This window comes from Robertmurraya korlensis NBRC 107688 (assembly GCF_001591645.1).
In the GTDB taxonomy this organism is placed as follows: Bacteria; Bacillota; Bacilli; order Bacillales; family Cytobacillaceae; genus Robertmurraya_A.
Map to the genome: position 1 here is coordinate 40386 of NZ_BCVH01000023.1, position 19949 is coordinate 60334.

General features: G+C 41.0%; 19 protein-coding genes, 1 tRNA gene and 1 other RNA gene. 19 read left to right on the forward strand and 2 right to left on the reverse strand.

Annotated elements, in window-relative coordinates:
• The first annotated feature begins 12 nt into the window (after positions 1-12).
• Both whiA and BKO01S_RS20320 read left to right on the forward strand, forming a co-directional pair.
• The gene (gene whiA, locus BKO01S_RS20315; RefSeq protein WP_066058783.1) at positions 13-966 is read left to right on the forward strand and encodes a DNA-binding protein WhiA; all 954 of its coding nucleotides are present in this window, start codon (positions 13-15) and stop codon (positions 964-966) included.
• 39 nt (positions 967-1005) lie between these two features.
• Entirely contained in the window at positions 1006-1263 is a 258-nt protein-coding gene (locus BKO01S_RS20320; RefSeq protein ID WP_066058786.1) for an HPr family phosphocarrier protein, read from the forward strand.
• A 52-nt stretch (positions 1264-1315) separates the two neighbouring features.
• Here BKO01S_RS20320 and clpP read toward each other — a convergent pair whose 3' ends face one another.
• Entirely contained in the window at positions 1316-1957 is a 642-nt protein-coding gene (clpP, locus tag BKO01S_RS20325) for an ATP-dependent Clp endopeptidase proteolytic subunit ClpP (RefSeq protein WP_269748560.1), read from the reverse strand.
• Between the two features lie 458 nt (positions 1958-2415).
• On the opposite strand from clpP, the gene BKO01S_RS20330 reads away from it, so the two are divergent.
• The 16 genes from BKO01S_RS20330 to ssrA all read left to right on the forward strand — a co-directional run bounded on the left by BKO01S_RS20330 (position 2416) and on the right by ssrA (position 18113).
• The gene (locus BKO01S_RS20330) at positions 2416-2964 is read left to right on the forward strand and encodes a DUF6241 domain-containing protein (RefSeq protein WP_066058794.1); all 549 of its coding nucleotides are present in this window, start codon (positions 2416-2418) and stop codon (positions 2962-2964) included.
• Between the two features lie 83 nt (positions 2965-3047).
• Positions 3048-3119 (forward strand) — tRNA-Arg (locus BKO01S_RS20335).
• A 105-nt stretch (positions 3120-3224) separates the two neighbouring features.
• The gene (rpoN, locus tag BKO01S_RS20340; RefSeq protein WP_066058801.1) at positions 3225-4538 is read left to right on the forward strand and encodes an RNA polymerase factor sigma-54; all 1314 of its coding nucleotides are present in this window, start codon (positions 3225-3227) and stop codon (positions 4536-4538) included.
• 12 nt (positions 4539-4550) lie between these two features.
• Positions 4551-4799, forward strand: coding sequence for a glutaredoxin family protein (locus BKO01S_RS20345; protein ID WP_066058804.1), 249 nt, complete (start codon positions 4551-4553; stop codon positions 4797-4799).
• Between the two features lie 127 nt (positions 4800-4926).
• A complete protein-coding gene (locus BKO01S_RS20350) occupies positions 4927-5946 on the forward strand; it encodes a sugar-binding transcriptional regulator (RefSeq protein WP_066058809.1) in 1020 nt (339 codons plus the stop codon).
• 49 nt (positions 5947-5995) lie between these two features.
• On the forward strand, positions 5996-7003 hold the full coding sequence (gene gap, locus BKO01S_RS20355) for a type I glyceraldehyde-3-phosphate dehydrogenase (RefSeq protein WP_066058812.1): 1008 nt from the start codon (positions 5996-5998) through the stop codon (positions 7001-7003).
• 154 nt (positions 7004-7157) lie between these two features.
• On the forward strand, positions 7158-8342 hold the full coding sequence (locus BKO01S_RS20360) for a phosphoglycerate kinase (RefSeq protein ID WP_066058817.1): 1185 nt from the start codon (positions 7158-7160) through the stop codon (positions 8340-8342).
• 23 nt (positions 8343-8365) lie between these two features.
• Positions 8366-9127 carry a triose-phosphate isomerase gene (tpiA, locus tag BKO01S_RS20365; RefSeq protein WP_066058820.1) on the forward strand — a complete coding sequence of 254 codons (762 nt, stop codon included), beginning with the start codon at positions 8366-8368 and terminating at the stop codon, positions 9125-9127.
• Positions 9120-10655 (forward strand): 2,3-bisphosphoglycerate-independent phosphoglycerate mutase, encoded by a 1536-nt coding sequence (gpmI, locus tag BKO01S_RS20370; RefSeq protein ID WP_066058823.1) that lies wholly within the window; start codon positions 9120-9122, stop codon positions 10653-10655. Before tpiA ends, gpmI begins: the two co-directional genes overlap by 8 nt.
• A 241-nt stretch (positions 10656-10896) precedes the next feature.
• A complete protein-coding gene (gene eno / locus BKO01S_RS20375) occupies positions 10897-12192 on the forward strand; it encodes a phosphopyruvate hydratase (RefSeq protein WP_066058826.1) in 1296 nt (431 codons plus the stop codon).
• 154 nt (positions 12193-12346) lie between these two features.
• Positions 12347-13183 (forward strand): MIP/aquaporin family protein, encoded by an 837-nt coding sequence (locus BKO01S_RS20380; protein ID WP_066058829.1) that lies wholly within the window; start codon positions 12347-12349, stop codon positions 13181-13183.
• A gap of 364 nt (positions 13184-13547) precedes the next feature.
• A complete protein-coding gene (gene secG / locus BKO01S_RS20385) occupies positions 13548-13778 on the forward strand; it encodes a preprotein translocase subunit SecG (protein ID WP_066058832.1) in 231 nt (76 codons plus the stop codon).
• A gap of 137 nt (positions 13779-13915) precedes the next feature.
• A complete protein-coding gene (locus BKO01S_RS20390; RefSeq protein ID WP_066058835.1) occupies positions 13916-14662 on the forward strand; it encodes an alpha/beta hydrolase in 747 nt (248 codons plus the stop codon).
• 19 nt (positions 14663-14681) lie between these two features.
• Positions 14682-17036: a ribonuclease R gene (gene rnr, locus BKO01S_RS20395; protein ID WP_066058838.1), complete on the forward strand. Its 2355-nt coding sequence runs from the start codon at positions 14682-14684 to the stop codon at positions 17034-17036.
• A 100-nt stretch (positions 17037-17136) separates the two neighbouring features.
• Positions 17137-17601, forward strand: coding sequence for an SsrA-binding protein SmpB (smpB, locus tag BKO01S_RS20400; protein ID WP_066058841.1), 465 nt, complete (start codon positions 17137-17139; stop codon positions 17599-17601).
• 153 nt (positions 17602-17754) lie between these two features.
• Positions 17755-18113, forward strand: a transfer-messenger RNA (tmRNA) gene (gene ssrA / locus BKO01S_RS20405).
• Between the two features lie 63 nt (positions 18114-18176).
• Here ssrA and BKO01S_RS20410 read toward each other — a convergent pair.
• Positions 18177-19031: a DUF6544 family protein gene (locus BKO01S_RS20410; protein WP_066058846.1), complete on the reverse strand. Its 855-nt coding sequence runs from the start codon at positions 19029-19031 to the stop codon at positions 18177-18179.
• A 137-nt stretch (positions 19032-19168) separates the two neighbouring features.
• On the opposite strand from BKO01S_RS20410, the gene BKO01S_RS20415 reads away from it, so the two are divergent.
• The gene (locus BKO01S_RS20415) at positions 19169-19729 is read left to right on the forward strand and encodes a GNAT family N-acetyltransferase (protein WP_066058848.1); all 561 of its coding nucleotides are present in this window, start codon (positions 19169-19171) and stop codon (positions 19727-19729) included.
• The last annotated feature ends 220 nt before the right edge of the window (positions 19730-19949 follow it).

Sequence of the window (19949 nt, forward strand, 5' to 3'; positions counted from 1 at the left end):
GGAGGTGAAGATGTGTCATTCGCTTCGGAAACGAAAAAAGAGTTAACGAATATAGAAGGAAAAGAATGTTGCGGAAAAGCGGAGTTGTCTGCTTTGATCCGAATGAATGGCTCATTGTCCTTCTCTAATCGAAAGCTTGTTGTCGACATCCAAACGGAAAATGCAGCAATTGCGCGTAGAATTTATACGCTGATCAAAAGATACTATGAAGTACAAGTCGAGCTTTTAGTTCGAAAGAAAATGAGATTAAAAAAGAACAATGTGTATATCGTTAGGCTCTCACAGGATGCAAAGGTCATCTTAGAGGATTTATTTATTCTAGAAGAGGGATTTGTATTTGCCCACAATATTGCTGAGGCACTTATTAAAAAGAAATGCTGTAAGCGCTCCTATTTAAGGGGAGCATTTTTAGCAGGAGGTTCGGTAAACAATCCGGAGACTTCCTCTTATCACCTCGAAATTTTTTCACTTTATAAGGAGCATAACGACTCTTTATGTGAATTGATGAATACATTTGGTTTAAATAGCAAGACGCTTGAAAGAAAAAAAGGATTTATCACTTATTTAAAGGAAGCTGAGAAAATCACCGAATTCCTCAATATTATTGGTGCTCATAATGCATTGTTAAGGTTTGAGGATATTCGGATCGTACGCGACATGCGTAACTCGGTGAATCGGCTGGTCAATTGTGAAACGGCGAACTTAAACAAGACGATTGGTGCGTCTTTACGACAGGTTGAAAATATTCGGTTTATTCAAGATACCGTAGGTCTTCATATTTTGCCTGAAAAGCTTAGAGAAATCGCAGAGCTTCGTATAGCTTACCAAGATGTGACGTTAAAGGAGCTGGGTGAGATGGTATCTGGAGGAACAATCAGTAAGTCAGGTATCAACCACCGTTTACGTAAAATTGACGAAATTGCTGAAAAGCTCCGAGTGGGGGAAAACGTGAGTAAAACCATGTAATTATATATAAACAGATAAGGATAGGGGAGGAAAGCAAGTATGGTAGAAAAACAAGTGGTAGTAAAGTTGAAGACTGGTTTACAGGCACGACCTGCAGCTTTGTTTGTACAGGAAGCAAATAGGTTTTCGTCAGATGTATTTTTAGAAAAAGACGGCAAGAAGGTTAACGCCAAAAGCATCATGGGGTTAATGAGCTTAGCCATTAGCTCAGGTTCATCTGTAAACCTTATCGTCAATGGAACTGATGAAGAAGCAGCATTTGAAGCACTAGAAAAATACGTACAAAAAGAAGCGTAATAGAAAAAACTCGATCCTATAAAGGAACGAGTTTTTTTATTACTTGAATGGATTATTTCTCTTCTTTTTTCTTTTCAAGCGTATTACGAGTGATGATATGGTCAACTAGGCCATACTCCTTCGCGCGTTCAGCTGTCATGAAGTTGTCGCGGTCTGTGTCTTTAGCAATGACTTCGATTGGTTGACCAGTACGCTCAGCTAGGATGCCGTTTAACTTTTCACGAAGGAAAAGGATACGCTTAGCAGCGATTTCGATTTCAGTTGCTTGACCTTGGGCTCCACCAAGCGGTTGGTGAATCATTACTTCAGCATTTGGAAGGGCATAACGCTTTCCTTTTGTACCAGCAGAAAGAAGGAACGCACCCATTGATGCAGCCATCCCGATACAGATTGTTTGAACGTCAGGCTTAATGAACTGCATTGTGTCATAGATAGCCATACCAGCCGTAATGCTTCCACCTGGTGAGTTAATATAGATGGATATGTCTTTTTCAGGATTTTCTGCTTCTAAGAATAATAACTGAGCGACGATTGAATTAGCCACATTATCGTCAATTCCACTTCCTAGCATGATAATGCGGTCTTTTAATAGGCGTGAGTAAATATCGTATGCACGCTCTCCACGGTTCGTTTGCTCAATAACTGTAGGGATTAAATTCATTTCTTTTTCCTCCTTTAATTGAGAGTCAAACATACAATTAGATAAGTATGTTTAATGTGTAACTGTATGTATTTTTATGATACACTCATGGTCAATAAAGGTCAAACAAATAGCTGTAGAATTGTTCGACACAAATTGCTATGTACTTTTTAAACCCACTTTCCATCATTACCCGCTGGGCCAGTTTTTAAACAGGAAGTTTAGCTTTTCCGGTATACGTGAAATGGGAACTGTTGTAAAATGTAGGGTAATGATAGCGGGGAATGTGTTAATGGTGGATGGGTATGGTGAAAGTTGCATCGTGAATAGCAAGTGAATTCTCAGGATCGCAAATATAAGCTGAGAATCGCAAATAAATTATCAGAATCGCAAATAAAGTCAGTGAATCAGCTTCCTATTCGTGAAAAATTTACAAATGCACCCCTCATTTCCAAGAATTCCACCCATTTAAGCATCCTAAATTAAAAAAGTTAGCAGAGGGAGTGGGAAACGTGGAAACGAAAAAGACCTTCAAACTAAACAAAATACAAATCGCAGCTATTAGTGCGGGTCTCTTCATTATAGCTGGTTTTGGTGTGTTTTCGTATTGGACAAATGCCACTCCATCAAGCGGAGGAACGGATAGAGTGCTCAAGCAGGCTGAGGAAGCAGAGGCATCTGTTAAAGACGGGGGACTTGATATTCAAATAAACGAAAACGTGGAGCAAGTCTTTCCGAGTGACTTAAAAGAATTTGAAGTCCAATCGGCTATTCATCATATGTCTCATCAGAAGGTGGAAGCTGAAAAGAAGTGGGGAGCCATTCTTATTACGGAAGAACGAGTCAAGCGACTCTACGATGTGGTGGTTGCTAATCAAAATGAATATAAGTATGCGAATACGTACATAAGGATTCTCGAAAGATGGCTTGAAGGAGATTTTTCCCAAGCAGTCAGCGACCATAACACGATATGGGAGTTACAAGACGGAAATGTAGGGAAAGCGACTGGTCTATTGAGCACCAAGGAAGAAGAGAAATTTATTGAAAAGTATATGAAATAGACTCCGCGAGCCTAGTCGTTGACAGCATGATAAATAATTTAGTATGATGTAAGAGCGCTTATTTTAGATATAAGCACTTTTCTGCCCTCGTGGTGCAACGGATAGCACGTAAGATTCCGGTTCTTGAAATGGGGGTTCGATTCCCTCCGAGGGCGTAATAGTTTTCTAAAGCACTTGTCACTATAGGCAGGTGTTTTTTTTATATACTAACCATTCAATTCCTACTTATCTTCATGTAAAATAGATATGGGGGTGAGAGGATGAATTTAAAGGCAGGATTGTGGCAACAGCAAACATTAAAATTAAAGATGACGCAAGAGCTTTCTCAGGCGATTACGCTACTTCAGTATTCTTCCCAGGAGCTTACAGCTTTTTTAGAAAGCAAAGCATTGGAAAATCCCCTTATCCAGATTGAAACTTCCCATATTAAAACGATGGATCCTCGCAAAGATCGACCGAAGAAAACTAGAGTAATAGACAAAGACCAGCAGAACTGGATTGAGCAAATAGGAAAATCGACAACTACCTTATATGACCATCTGTATGCTCAAGTGGTGAACCACTCAGATGTGCAACTGCTAAGGGCTCTTTTAGAATATATAGATGGAAACGGTTACATCGGAATGAGCAATGAATCCCTTGCTACCCAATTAGGAATCTTAGTGGAGCAAGTGGAAGCATTAATTACTATCATCCAAGAACTTGAGCCTGCTGGAGTAGGAGCGAGGTCATTAGGTGAGTGTTTATACCTGCAGCTCATCCAAATGCCGAAACGAAATCCATTAGCTGAAAAATTGGTTAGTGATCATTTTGAGGAGTTTGCAGAAAAGAAGTGGAAATCACTGTCAAAGCAACTAGTTGTAAGTCTATCTGATATCCAGGCTGCTTTTGATCTTATTCAAACATTAAATCCGCGTCCAGGGGCAGACTTTCATGAAGAAGCACCTTTATACGTCGTTCCAGATGTATCAGTTAAATGGGACGGCCAACATTTTGAAATTAGTGTGTTTGATGACGTGCTCCCTAAGCTGACATTTCAGCAGGATTATTATCAGCAATTTGCTGCAGTTAAGGATACAAGTCTTAACAAATACTTGCAGGAGAAGCAGCAGGATTACTCCTGGATTGCTAGAAGCTTAGAACAACGGAAGGAAACCATTACAAAAGTGTCACTAGCAATCGTGCAAAGACAGCAGGAATTTTTCGAAAAAGGGCCGTTGCACTTAAAACCGATGACGATGCGTGAGATTGCAGAGGAAATTGATGTGCATGAATCGACTGTTAGCCGTGCGGTACGTGAAAAGTATATGCAAACCCCGTTTGGGACGCTTGAGCTAAAATCATTCTTTACGAACATGGTATCAACAACCAATTCAGAGGCCACCTCGTCTAACCAAGTAAAGGACTCCATAAAGAGGTTAATTGATGGGGAAGATAAAGCGAAGCCTTATTCTGATCAGGAAATTTTAGCTATATTAAAGGAAACGGATGGGTTTGTGATTTCAAGACGGACGGTGGCAAAATACCGTGATCAGCTTGGAATTCCATCCTCTTCAAAGCGAAAGAGATTTTAAAGGAGATACCCAATGGTTATTGAATTTTATACAAGAAAGAAATGCCCTCTATGTGAAAAAGGAAAAAAGATTTTAATAGAGCTCCGGGAAGAGTGGGAGTTTGAAATTGAAGAAAAGGATATTGATACAAATGATGAGTGGACAGAGCAGTACGGTTTAATGATACCGGTTGTTGTTTTGGATGGAGAAGAGCTTCAATATGGACAGTTAGACAAAATGTTCATAATCGAAGCGCTTACAAAAAAAATACACCGTATATGAGTTGAAAAGGGAAATCGCACCTGTTAGAATAAGTTTTGTAGCAGGGGTGATTTTTTTTACCTTCAGCGGGACACATTATGTCTACGAGGGACATATAATGTCCATATAGGATGAAGGAGACATCAATATGCAGTCGATAATTGATATCCAAAAAAGATTATTACCTGATTTGCTCTCTGTTATGCAGGAACGTTTTCACATTTTACAATACATAGGTTCCATGGAGCCAGTAGGTCGTCGAAGCTTATCTGTCAGTCTCGGTGTAACAGAACGGGTTCTCAGAAGCGAAGTTTCCTTCTTAAAAGAACAAGATTTAATTACTATATCAAGTGTAGGAATGAGTCTAACTGAAGATGGAAGGGAATTACTAGAAGGATTAGAATCTGTCATGCGTGAGATATCAGGTATCGACACAATGGAAGAAAGACTCCGACGGAAACTAGGTATACAAAAAGTTATCATTGTTACGGGTAACAGTGATGAATCACCTTGGGTAAAAAGCGAATTAGGAAGAGCTTGTGCTCTTAGTATGAAAAATTCGTTACAGGGAAAGAATATCATCGCAGTTACTGGTGGTACAACAATGGCAACTGTTGCAGAGATGCTAACTCCGGACCTCGGGAAAGATCTTCTTTTCGTACCGGGACGCGGGGGAATTGGGGAAGATGTTCAAAATCAAGCCAATACCATTTGTGCCAAAATGGCTGAGAGAACGAAATCAAGCCACAAGGTGCTCTATGTCCCTGATCAAGTAAGCAGTGAAACGTATCACATGATTTTAAAAGAACCTCATATTAAAGAAGTTCTAGGGTTAATCAAATCTGCAAGCATGGTTTTACACGGAGTAGGAGACGCTATGACAATGGCTCAACGCCGGCGCACAAGCATGGAGGACTTACGTAAAATCGAAGATAGGCAAGCAGTTGGTGAAGCATTCGGGTATTACTTTAACGAAGCGGGAGAGGTTGTCCATAAAGTAAGAACAGTTGGACTTCAACTTGATGATTTAGCAAAGACTGAGCATGTGCTCGCTGTTGCTGGAGGAGCTTCAAAGGAAAAGGCAATACGCTCTTACATGAAACAAGCTCCAAAGAACACCGTATTGATTACGGATGAAGGAGCCGCAAAACAGTTATTACAGGGCTAACCCCCTTAAATAAAAAATATCCTTATTCAATTAAAGGAGGAAACAAATCATGGCAGTAAAATTAGGTATTAACGGATTTGGTAGAATTGGACGTAACGTGTTCCGCGCAGCGTTAACAAACTCTAACGTAGAGGTTGTAGCAGTAAACGACTTAACTGATGCAAACACACTTGCTCACCTTTTAAAATATGACACAGTTCACGGTAAGCTTAACGAAGACGTAACTGTTGACGGCGACTACCTAGTAGTTGGTGGAAAGAAAGTAAAAGTATTAGCTGAGCGCGACCCAGCTCAACTTGGATGGGGAGACCTTGGTGTAGATATCGTTGTAGAATCTACTGGACGTTTCACAAAGCGTTCTGACGCTGCTAAGCACTTAGAAGCTGGCGCTAAAAAAGTAATCATCTCTGCTCCTGCAACAGAAGAAGATATCACAATCGTAATGGGTGTTAACGACGACAAGTACGATGCAGCTAACCACCACGTTATCTCTAACGCATCTTGTACTACAAACTGTTTAGCTCCATTCGCTAAAGTTCTTAACGACAACTTCGGTGTTCGTCGTGGTATGATGACAACAGTTCACTCATACACGAACGACCAACAAATCTTAGACTTACCTCACAAAGATTTACGTCGTGCTCGTGCAGCTGCTGAAAACATTATCCCTACATCTACTGGTGCTGCTAAAGCTGTATCTTTAGTTCTTCCTGAACTTAAAGGTAAGTTAAACGGTGGAGCTATGCGTGTTCCAACTCCTAACGTTTCTTTAGTTGACTTAGTTGTTGAACTTGACAAAGATGTAACTGTTGACGAAATCAACGCAGCTCTTAAAGCAGCTTCTGAAGGGGACCTTAAAGGAATCCTTGATTACTCTGAAGAGCCACTTGTATCTTCTGACTACAATGGTAGCCCAGCTTCTTCTACAATCGATGCTCTTTCTACAATGGTTATGGAAGGCAACATGGCGAAGGTTATCTCTTGGTATGACAACGAGTCTGGTTACTCTAACCGCGTAGTTGACCTTGCTGAATACATCGCTTCTAAAGGCCTTTAATTTTAAAGGAAAAAAACTTCAATTGCGCTAATAAATGGATTATGGGTTTAACTCTTTCCATTTTGAAGCAAAATAGGTTTAAAAAGGGGAGAGGGGAACAAATCCCCCTCCTTTTCTAATGTTCAAAGCTTATGCTAAATAGGAGGATTTTCCGATGAACAAGAAAAGCGTAAAAGACATTGATTTAAAAGGTAAAAGAGTATTTTGCCGCGTAGATTTCAACGTACCTATGAAGGATGGACAGATTACGGATGAAACTCGTATTCGTGCAGCTCTTCCAACGATCCAATACCTAACTGAGCAAGGGGCAAAAGTTATTTTAGCAAGCCATCTTGGTCGTCCAAAGGGTGCTGTAGTCGAAGAAATGCGTTTAACTCCAGTTGCTGGTCGTTTATCTGAGCTTCTTGGTAAAGATGTGAAGAAGGCTGACGAAGCTTACGGAGATAGCGTAAAGGCTTTAGTTTCTGAAATGGCTGAAGGCGATGTTCTATTATTAGAAAACGTTCGTTTCTATGCTGGGGAAGAAAAGAATGATCCTGAATTAGCAAAAGCATTTGCTGAGCTAGCTGACGTTTATGTAAATGATGCATTTGGTGCGGCTCACCGTGCACATGCTTCAACAGAAGGGATCGCACATCATCTACCAGCTGTATCGGGTCTATTAATGGAAAAAGAACTTGATGTTCTTGGAAAAGCGCTTTCTAATCCTGAAAGACCGTTCACTGCTATCATCGGTGGAGCAAAAGTAAAAGACAAGATTGGTGTTATTGACAATCTATTAGATAAAGTAGACAACCTAATTATCGGTGGCGGCTTAGCTTACACATTCATTAAAGCTCAAGGTCACGAGATTGGTAAGTCGCTATTAGAAGCTGACAAAATGGATCTAGCTCTTTCTTTCATTAAGAAAGCGGAAGAAAAAGGCGTTAAGTTCTATATGCCAGTTGATGCAATTGTAGCTGACGACTTCTCTGATAGTGCAAACAAAAAAGCAGTAGGAATCGATGAAATCCCAGCTGATTGGGAAGCACTTGATATCGGACCGAAAACAGCAGAGATTTACAGCAATGTAATTAAAGAGTCTAAGCTTGTTATATGGAACGGACCAATGGGTGTATTCGAATTAGATTCGTTTGCAAATGGAACAAAGGCAGTAGCAGAAGCTTTAGCAGCATCTGAAGGTACATATTCTGTTATCGGTGGTGGAGATTCAGCTGCGGCAGTTGAAAAATTCAACCTTGCTGATAAGATGAGCCATATCTCTACTGGTGGCGGAGCTTCTCTTGAGTTCATGGAAGGGAAAGTTCTTCCTGGAGTCGTTGCATTAAACGATAAGTAATATTTATAGAGAGGATGAATACCATGCGTAAACCTATTATTGCAGGTAACTGGAAAATGCATAAAACTCTTTCAGAAGCAACGAGCTTTTTGAATGAAGTAAAATCAATCGTTCCTTCTTCTGAAAAAGTGGATTCTATCATTTGTGCTCCAGCTTTATTTTTAGAGCGCTTAGTGGACGGAGCTAAAGGAACTGAAGTGAAAATCGGTGCTCAAAACATGCACTTTGAAGAAAGCGGAGCATTTACAGGTGAAGTATCTGCACCTGCTCTAGCTGATCTTGGTGTTCAATATGTGATCATCGGTCACTCTGAGCGTCGTGAAATGTTTAATGAAACAGATGAGTCTGTAAACAAGAAGACTCTTGCTGCATTCAAGCATGGTATCACACCAATCGTTTGTTGTGGGGAAACATTAGAGCAACGTGAAGCTGGTGAAACAAATACGCTTGTGGGCGATCAAGTGAAAAAAGCACTTGTTGGCTTAACAGATGATCAAGTAAAGCAAACAGTAATCGCTTATGAGCCAATTTGGGCAATCGGAACAGGTAAATCTTCTACAGCTGAAGATGCAAACGAAGTATGTGCACATATTCGCCAAGTGGTTGCTGACAACTACTCTAACGAAGTTGCAGCTGCAGTTCGTATTCAATACGGCGGAAGTGTAAAACCAGGTAACATCGCTGAGTATATGGCACAGCCAGATATTGACGGTGCTTTAGTTGGTGGAGCAAGCTTAGAAGCTGATTCGTTTGTACAATTATTGGAGGCAGGTAAGAATGAGTAAGTCTCCTGTTGCATTAATCATCCTTGACGGCTTTGCTCTTCGCGGCGAGCGTATGGGAAATGCAGTTGCACAATCGAAAAAACCAAATTTTGATCGCTTTTGGAACAGCTATCCACACGCACAGCTTACAGCTTCTGGGGAAGCGGTAGGATTACCTGAAGGTCAAATGGGTAACTCCGAAGTGGGCCACTTAAACATCGGTGCAGGACGTATTGTGTACCAAAGCTTAACACGTGTGAACGTATCCATTCGTGAAGGCGAATTTGAACGTAATGAAACGTTTTTAAATGCCATTAATCACGTGAAAGAAAAAGGAACAGACCTTCACCTTTTCGGATTGTTATCTGATGGTGGTGTTCACAGTCATATCCAGCATTTATTTGCGCTACTTAAGTTAGCTGCTCAGGAAGGTGTGAAGAACGTATACGTTCACGCATTCTTAGATGGCCGCGACGTAGCACCACAATCTGCTGGTGACTTTATTAAGCAAGCAGAAGAGAAAATGAAAGAATACGGTGTTGGTCAGTTTGCAACGATTTCTGGTCGTTACTACTCAATGGACCGTGACAAGCGTTGGGAACGTGTAGAGAAGTCTTACCGTGCGATGGTATACGGTGAAGGTCCTTCCTACTCAAGCGCAATGGATGTCGTTAAAGACTCATACAACAACGGAATCTTCGACGAATTCGTTCTTCCTTCTGTCTTGAAAAAGGAAAATGGAGAGCCGGTTGCAACGATTTCAAATGACGATGCTGTAATTTTCTACAACTTCCGTCCAGACCGTGCGATTCAAATTTCAAATACATTTACCAACAAAGATTTCCGTTCGTTCGATCGCGGTGACAATCATCCACAAAATCTAAACTTTGTGTGTTTAACACACTTTAGTGAAACGGTTGATGGTTATGTGGCTTTCGCACCAACTAACCTTGATAACACACTTGGTGAAGTATTATCACAGAACAATCTGTCACAGCTTCGTATTGCTGAAACAGAAAAATACCCACACGTGACGTTCTTTATGAGCGGTGGACGTGAGGCAGAATTCCCTGGTGAAAAGCGTATTTTGATCAACTCACCGAAGGTGGCAACATACGACCTGCAACCAGAAATGAGTGCTTATGAAGTAACAGATGCGTTAGTAAAAGAAATTGAGGAAGATAACTTCGATGCAATTATCTTAAACTACGCTAACCCTGATATGGTTGGACACTCTGGAATGTTAGAACCGACAATTAAAGCAATTGAAACGGTTGATGAGTGTCTAGGTCGTGTCGTTGATTTGATCATTAAAAAAGGTGGAACAGCGATAATCACGGCGGATCATGGGAATGCTGATGAAGTAGTGACATTAGAGGGTAACCCAATGACTGCTCACACAACAAACCCAGTTCCGGTAATCGTGACAAAGGAAGGCGTGGAACTTCGTGAAGACGGAATCCTTGGCGACCTTGCACCAACGATGCTTGAACTATTAAAGGTAGCACAACCAGCTGAAATGACTGGGAAGACATTACTTAAGAAGTAATTTAGTTTCGATTGTGGACGCCGGACCTGCTAGCGCATGGCGGAAACAAGCGTTACTGACCATTTTTTCAAAAATAAAAAGGCAGTTTACGTCTTTGACGAAACTGACCACTTGTAGTAGCTAAGCTTAGGGCAGTTTCCACCTGAAGAAGGTCTTTGTTGCAAAGCAACACCAGCCGCCGGAAGGTGAAATTGACCTACACATAAAACCTAAATTTTCTATAATAAGGAGAGATTTTATCATGCCATATATCCAACATGTATACGCTCGTGAAGTATTAGATTCTCGCGGAAACCCAACTGTAGAAGTAGAAGTAATCACTGAGTCTGGTTCATTCGGACGCGCAATCGTTCCATCTGGTGCATCAACTGGTGAGCACGAAGCAGTAGAACTACGTGACGGCGACAAGTCACGTTACCTTGGAAAAGGTGTTCAAAAAGCAGTAGATAACGTAAATAACATCATCGCTGAAGAAATCATTGGTATGGACGTAACTGACCAAGTTGGAATCGACCGCACAATGATCCAATTAGACGGAACTGAAAACAAAGGTAAGTTAGGAGCTAACGCAATCCTAGGTGTATCTATGGCTGTTGCACACGCTGCTGCTGAATTTGTTGGTCTTCCATTATACCGTTACCTTGGTGGATTTAACGCGAAGCAACTTCCAACTCCAATGATGAACATCATCAACGGTGGATCTCATGCTGACAACAACGTTGACTTCCAAGAATTCATGATCTTACCAGTAGGAGCTCCTACTTTCAAAGAAGCAATCCGTATGGGTGCTGAAATCTTCCATTCATTAAAGAAAGTTCTTTCTGACAAAGGTCTTAACACAGCTGTAGGTGACGAAGGTGGATTCGCTCCAAACCTTGGTTCAAACCGTGAAGCTCTACAAGTTATCATGGAAGCAATCAAAAACGCTGGTTATGAGCCTGGAAAAGACATTTTCTTAGGTATGGACGTTGCTTCTTCTGAGTTCTTCAACAAAGAAACAAAGCAATATGACCTAGCTGGAGAAGGCCGCACAGGTTTATCTTCTGAAGCTATGGTTAACTTCTACGAAGAATTAGTAAACGAATTCCCAATCATCTCTATTGAAGATGGTTTAGACGAAAACGACTGGGAAGGCCACAAGCTATTAACTGAGCGCATCGGTGACCGCGTTCAATTAGTTGGTGACGACCTGTTCGTTACAAACACGAAGAAGCTTGCTGAAGGTATTGAAAAAGGAATTGCTAACTCAATCCTTATCAAGGTTAACCAAATCGGTACACTTACTGAAACTTTCGAAGCAATCGAAATGGCGAAGCGCGCTGGTTACACAGCAGTTGTTTCTCACCGTTCTGGTGAAACGGAAGATGCTACAATCGCTGACATCGCAGTTGCAACAAACGCTGGACAAATCAAGACTGGTTCTATGAGCCGTACAGACCGTATTGCTAAGTACAACCAACTTCTTCGCATCGAAGACGAGCTTGGCGAACTAGCTGTATACGATGGAATGAAATCACTTTATAACTTAAAGAAGTAATTTGATTAGAAGGGAGCGGCCTAGTGCTGCTCCTTTTTTTGCGCGTGCCCATTTCTTTTTCCGCATAATAACGGAAAAAGAACATCTGTAGACCCGGTTATTATTGTAGTAGATTAAAACTATACAAGCTTAATTACTTGAAGAGGTGTTTGACATGACTGCTTTTATTGGGGAACTAGTGGGTACAGCCATTTTAATATTTATAGGATGTAGTGTTTGTGCGGGAGCTTCGTTGAAAAAATCATATAGTTATAACCCGGGCTGGTTTTCGATCCAGTTTGCTTGGGGGTTTGCGGTAGCATTAGCAATTTTTACGGTTGGTAAATATAGTGGAGCTCACTTGAATCCAGCTGTGACCTTGGCTTTTGCTTTTACAGGAGCATTTTCCTGGAGTCTTGTCCCGGCTTATATGGTTGCCCAGTTTATAGGTGCGATGATCGGAGCGGTTGCGGTCTTTTTGCATTTCTTTCCCCATTGGCAGGAAACAGAAGATGCAAATGTAAAGCTTGGAATATTTGTTACAGGGCCAGCGATTCCACATTCAGTTTCTAATCTAGCAAGTGAGATGTTTGCCACATTCGTTTTGGTGTTAAGTTTGCTCTCTATAGGAGCTACCGAATTTACGAAGGGTCTTCAACCAATTATGGTTGGGTTTTTAATTATTACACTCGGTTTGTCTTTAGGAGGCACGACTGGTTCGGCAATGAATCCGGCGCGAGATTTTGGACCAAGGATTGTTCATTTCCTTTTGCCGATTCCAGGTAAGGGGGGATCGAACTGGAAATATGCTTGGATACCAGTCATAGGACCGACTCTAGGAGGTTGCCTTGGTGGGTTTTTCTATCAAGCCGTTTTTTTAGGGAAAATGATTCCTCAGCTCATTCTTACGATTGGACTTATCATCATCGTATTAGTAGGTTCACATATAGTAGGTTTGAATACTCGGAAGAAATCGTTTTTGAATTCAAAAATAAGGAAAGAAGTAGCTTAAAAATGGGATGGGAGATGGTGCTCGCGGTTAGGACGGGCAAAGTTGCGGGTAGAAATAGCGGATAGATGTAATTCTGACTCTTAAATAGAGTGGGTTTTGGCGTAGTAAATTCTATGTCTCTTTATGCCTGCTTGTTTTAAATTCACCTTTTTTAGCAAACGGTGAGCTACATCTCACGACTCCAACAGCATAAGGGACCTCTAAACTCTTCACAATCAAAACCATCACTCCTATCAAAAATCTCTACTCTATCTTTTCTCCCATTACCTCCTCATTTCCTCCAGATAGGAAAACTATTGTTTATCCAAGGTGGTTGTGGTACATTTAAACTACTGTAATGTGCGTTTTAGGAGGTGGACTATTTATGCAAACATTAGTTACTGTATTATTGGTGGTCGTTTCAATCGCTTTGATTGTTGTTGTACTTCTTCAGTCTGGAAAAAGTGCAGGTCTTTCTGGTGCTATCTCGGGTGGAGCGGAAACATTATTCGGGAAGCAAAAAGCACGTGGCCTTGACCTATACCTCCACCGTGCGACGATCGTTCTTTCTGTATTATTCTTTATCTTAACGATTACATTAGCGTACGTTTATTAAGAGTCTACAAAACCTGGCCTTTCGGGGTCAGGTTTTTTTTGATTATGGTGAGAAGTTCAAACATATCATTGGATTGTCGTCACAAACTATGATTACAATAATGAAAGAGATTTGAACAGTTTAAAGGAGTTATACATATGAAAATTGCAATGCCAAAGCCATTTACGTTTGAAGGGGGACCACGTGCGGTACTTCTTCTACACGGATTTACAGGAAATAGTGCAGACGTCCGAATGCTAGGTCGCTTTTTGGAAAAGAGAGGCTATACCTGCCATGCACCTCATTACAAAGGACACGGAGTTCCGCCAGAAGAGCTTGTTCACACAGGGCCTGAGGATTGGTGGAAGGATGTAATGGAAGCTTATGAATTTCTGAAAAACAAGGGACACAAGGAAATTGCTGTCGCTGGTCTTTCACTTGGAGGCGTATTTTCATTAAAATTGGGTTACACTGTACCTATTAAGGGAATTGTGCCTATGTGTGCTCCGATGTACATAAAAAGTGAAGAAGTTATGTATGAAGGAATTCTCGATTACGCTCGTGAGTTCAAGCGAAGAGAAGGAAAATCGGTCGATCAAGCCGAAGCAGAAATGGTAGATTTTCAAAAGACACCTATGAACACGCTGAAGTCGCTTCAAAACCTGATTGCTGACGTTCGGGACCATGTCGACCATATTTACGCACCAACGTTTGTTGTTCAAGGACGACACGACCATATGATCAATACAGATAGTGCCAACATTATTTACAATGAAATTGAATCTGATGAAAAATCAATTAAATGGTACGAAGAATCAGGTCATGTCATTACGCTTGATAAAGAAAAGGAACAGTTACACGAGGACGTTTTTCAGTTTTTAGAAAGTTTAAATTGGGAAGTATAAAGCAAAAGGAGGGTTTACTATGGACGAAAGCATTAAACAGCACGTCGATAAACTTCTTCATTATATGAAGGATGAGGCATACAAGCCGCTCACGGTACAAGAGCTTGAAGAAGCGTTTGGGATACAGGACTCAGGCGACTTTAAGGATTTCGTAAAAGCGCTTGTACAAATGGAAGAAAAGGGGTTAGTCGTTCGTACTAGGAGTAACCGTTATGGTTTGCCTGACAAAATGAACCTCATACGAGGGAAATTAACAGGCCATTCTAAGGGATTTGCATTTGTTATTCCTGAAGAACCGGGAATGGATGACATTTTTATCCCGCCAAATGAAACGAACAACGCGATGCATGGAGATACCGTATTAGCTAGAATCAACTCAGAAACATCCGGACAGCGCCGCGAAGGTACAGTCGTTCGAATTCTTGAGCGAGGTATACAGCAGGTGGTCGGAACATATACGGAAAGCAAACATTTTGGCTTTGTTATACCAGATGATAAGAAGTTTACAAGTGATATCTTTATCCCGAAAGCAGCAGCAAAAGGGGCTGTTGAGGGACATAAAGTTGTCGTTAAGCTAACGATGTATCCAGAAGGTAGAAAAAGTGCAGAAGGGGAAGTAATTGATATTCTTGGTCATAAAAATGACCCAGGAGTGGACATCCTTTCTGTCATTCATAAGCATGGACTTCCTGGGCCATTCCCAGAGGAAGCAATTAAACAAGCAAATGATACGCCAGACGAAATTGATGAAAAAGATTTAGTTGGCCGTCGAGATCTTCGTGACCAGGATATCGTAACGATAGATGGCGCTGATGCTAAGGACTTAGATGATGCTGTTACCGTTACCAAGCTGCCAAATGGGAACTACAAGCTAGGCGTACATATTGCCGACGTATCACATTATGTGACAGAAGAGTCTCCAATTGACCGTGAAGCAGCTGATAGAGGGACGAGTGTGTACTTAGTAGACCGAGTGATTCCGATGATTCCACATCGCCTTTCAAACGGAATTTGTTCATTAAATCCACAGGTTAACCGCCTAACCCTTTCTTGTGAGATGGAGATTACATCAACAGGGGAAGTCGTCAATCATGAAATTTTCCAAAGTGTAATCAAGACAAAAGAGCGAATGACCTATAGTGATGTGAATAAAATCCTTACTGACAAAGATGAGGAGCTTCTAAAACGCTACGAACCGCTCGTGCCAATGTTTGAGATGATGGAAGAGCTCGCAGCTATTCTACGTAATAAGAGAATGACTCGAGGAGCCATTGACTTTGACTTCAAAGAAGCAAAGGTTCTTGTAGAAGAGGACGGCAAACCTACGGATGTGGTTATTCGAGAGCGTTCCGTTGCTGAAAGATTGATCGAGGAGTTCATGCTTGCTGCAAATGAAACAATTGCTGAGCATTTCCATTGGCTAGAGGTACCATTTATTTACCGTATCCATGAGGATCCAAAGGAAGATAAACTTCGTAAATTTTTCGAGTTTATCACGAATTTTGGCTATATTGTTAAAGGAACAGCAAATTCGGTTCACCCACGTGCTCTTCAGGAAATTATTGAAGAAGTACAAGGAAAGCCGGAAGAGATGGTTGTTTCAACGGTCATGCTTCGCTCTATGCAACAGGCGAAGTACGATCCAGAAAGTCTTGGTCACTTTGGATTATCAACGGAGTTCTATACGCACTTTACATCACCAATCCGTCGTTATCCAGACTTAATCGTTCACCGTCTCATTCGTACGTATCTGATTGAAGGAAAGCTTGATCAGGCAACTCGTGAAAAATGGGATTCACGTCTACCGGATATCGCAGAGCATACGTCCAAAATGGAGCGTCGTGCGGTTGATGCAGAGCGCGAAACGGATGAGCTGAAAAAAGCAGAATATATGATGGATAAAATCGGTGAAGAATATGATGGCATGATTAGTTCGGTAACAAACTTTGGAATGTTTGTAGAGTTGCCGAATACGATTGAAGGATTAGTTCACGTCAGTTATATGACGGATGATTACTATCGCTTCGATGAACGCCACTATGCAATGATTGGTGAGCGTACCGGGAAGGTCTACCGAATAGGAGACGAAATTACCGTACGTGTCGTAAAGGTTGATAAGGATGAGCGTTCCATCGACTTTGAAGTGGTTGGTATGAAGGGAGCGCGTCCAGTAGATCGCGATCGTGCTCCGAAGGTATTTAAAACAGGAAGTAGCGAGAAGAAGCCCCGTAGAAAAGCGGGTGCCGGCGATGCTAAAGGTGGTTCAGGCGGCTCAAAGCCTCGTGGTGGATCAGGGTCTGGCCCTGGCTCCGCACGTAAGAAAAAGAAGCATTTTGAAAATGCACCGAAAGCAAAGCGTAAGAAAAAACGTTAAAAAAACCAGAGAGAGCCATCTAGTATGGCTCTTTTCTTCCCTCTATTGTGGAATTTTGCTACAATAGAGAAACAGACGAGCACGAAAGGAGGAGAATATCGTGCCAAAAGGAATGGGGAAAGTCGTTGCCCAAAACAAAAAGGCAAACCACGACTACTTTATTGAAGAAACATATGAGGCAGGAATGGTTCTCCAAGGAACGGAAATTAAAGCAATTCGCGCAGGTCGTATCAATTTAAAAGACTCTTATGCGCGTATTCAAAATGGAGAAATATATTTATTAAACGCCCATGTGAGCCCATATGAGCAAGGAAATCGCTACAATCACGACCCACTTCGCCAACGTAAGCTATTGCTTCATAAGAAAGAAATTGATAAGCTATTAGGCGAAACAAAGGAAGCGGGTTATGCACTAGTTCCTCTAAAAGTATACTTGAAAAATGGTTATGCTAAGATACTAATTGGACTAGGAAAAGGGAAAAAGAATTATGATAAGCGTGAGGATCTAAAGAAGAAGGAAGCAAAGCGCGATATCGAACGAGCTTTCCGAGAAAGACAAAAATAAGTATCTTACAAAAACTTACAATTGAAATCGGTAAGAAGTATGCTATAATAACATATGTCGGGTAACTGACAACATAATCTTAGCTCTGAAGCTTACCTTCAGGCTTTCCTAACGTACGCTAACGTGAAATACCAATAGCGCACCTTTTAATGAGGGGACGTTACGGATTCGACAGGGGTAGTTCGAGCTTAGGTTGCGAGTCGAGGGGATCGGCCTCGTTAAAACGTCAAAGCCTATAACTGGCAAAACAAACAACAACTTAGCTTTCGCTGCTTAATAGCGCGTAGCTGTTCCTCCCTCCATCGTCCATGTGGTAGGGTAAGGGACTCACTCTAAGTGGACTACGCCGGATCCCACCGTCTGAGGGTGAAGGAAGAGAACAACCAGACTAGCTCTGTGGACGCCTGTCGATAGGCAGAAACTTGAGCGAAATACGAATATGTCGACTACACTCGTAGACGCTTAAGTGCCGATATCTTTGGACGTGGGTTCGACTCCCACCGTCTCCACCAAATACATATTTGGTGGTTTTTATTTTTTCTGGAGCAGTCAATCATAAAATCGGTTAAATGAAACTAGTAAGGTTCAGGCTTATTGTATTCCAATTCTGTGATTTGTACTTCGAACCACTTAAATTCACCGTCCTCCTCAAACCAGGTAACATCTGATTTACTAGGAATCCGTATGCCTTCAAATTCCTTGAATTCCTTATTAATTCCTCCCCAATTACATAATACATATTTTCCATTAACTTCTCTGTACCTTTTCCCCGTGAAGCGAACAATGTCTCCTTTTTCATTAAAGGTAAATACACCCGAAACAGTTATACCATCATACTCCATTGTTGCTTTCGCAGATTGTTTATCAATTTCTTGCCAAGTTATATAAGGACTTAGTGCAGCGGATGGAAACCACATCATTTCTGCAAGGTAACGCATCATGGTGGCGGAGTTCATTTTTGCATCCTCAGCATTAACTACCGGATATAAAGAAAGGATTTTTATTTTCATTTTTCCTTTTCCGTCTCTTAAAGTATCTATTCCCGACAAATGGATGAACGGGTTCATTTTAACATCAGCAATCCAAACAAATCCTGGTTCGTCGATAGTAAAATACTGTTCTGCATTGGTTAACATCCACGATCCACTTTTTGATGTTCTCATTTTTCCTTCTTGTTTAAGGCGAACGGTTCTTATTGTCTTCTTACCGACTACTTTGGAATTGTTTAGCCACTGTTGTACTGGATAGGGGAGATGTTTAATATCATTCTTATCAATTATTTTTGTGCTAGGATTACTACTATTAAATAAAGTGGTGACTTTTCCTTTTGCATCCTTTATAAACAAAACTTTTGCTGTCGCTGGGACTACAATTAATATCAATAATATAAGGGCAAATACAATAATAAGTACAACTAACCATTTAGGCATAATAATCCTTCTTTCTTTTGCTATTTTAACTAGCATAACAATTATGAAGATTTTCAAAAACGACAAAAGTTACATATATTAGGAGTAGTGGACTTTACCTCCCAAAATAGAAAAAAGGCTAGGTGGGAAAAACTCTTATGAAAATTAAAACCATTTGTAATTGGAATGATGAACTTTGGCAGGAAGTAGCAACTCTATATATTGAGGCATTTGGAGATAAGGGGGCCAAGCCAAGTAAAATCATTAAAAATATGCTTACACAAGGGATTGCTCAGCTTCATGTGGGATACAAAGATTCCGTAGCAATTGTTATGGCTCTAACAGGGAAACTCGTAAATGAGCGGATAATAATCATAGACTATTTGGCTGTATCTGCAAAAGAGCGAGGTCATGGACTGGGCAAACAATTTGTTGATTACCTGCGACAGAAAGCAGCTACCGAGGGGTATAAAAAATTAATTATTGAAGCTGAGTCTGTAGAGACACCAGAAAATAGAAGGCGTATCCACTTTTGGCAATCGTGTGGCTTCCTTCTCACCGAGTATGTCCATCACTATATTTGGGTCCCGGAAACCTATCATGCCATGTACCTTCCACTCATTGTTGATTCGAGGAGGGTAACTGGAGAAGAACTGTTTGTGTATATCAATATCTTTCACAAGCTATCGTTTCGTGGAGGTGGGAAGGACGAAGGTTAGGAGTTTCGTTCGCTTTTTATAAAATTATCTTGTATTTTACTATGTAATTATGTAAGATAAGCTTTGGCTTCAGTAACGAAGTCTCTTTTAAAAATAATTCGAAAACAGAAGTTGACTTCTGCGAATTAAGGTGGTATAGTAATACATGTAGCCAACGACGACTTGAAAAACGTAAGCTTGAAAAGAGTTTTTCGCAGAAGTTGACACTGGTGAAATGATG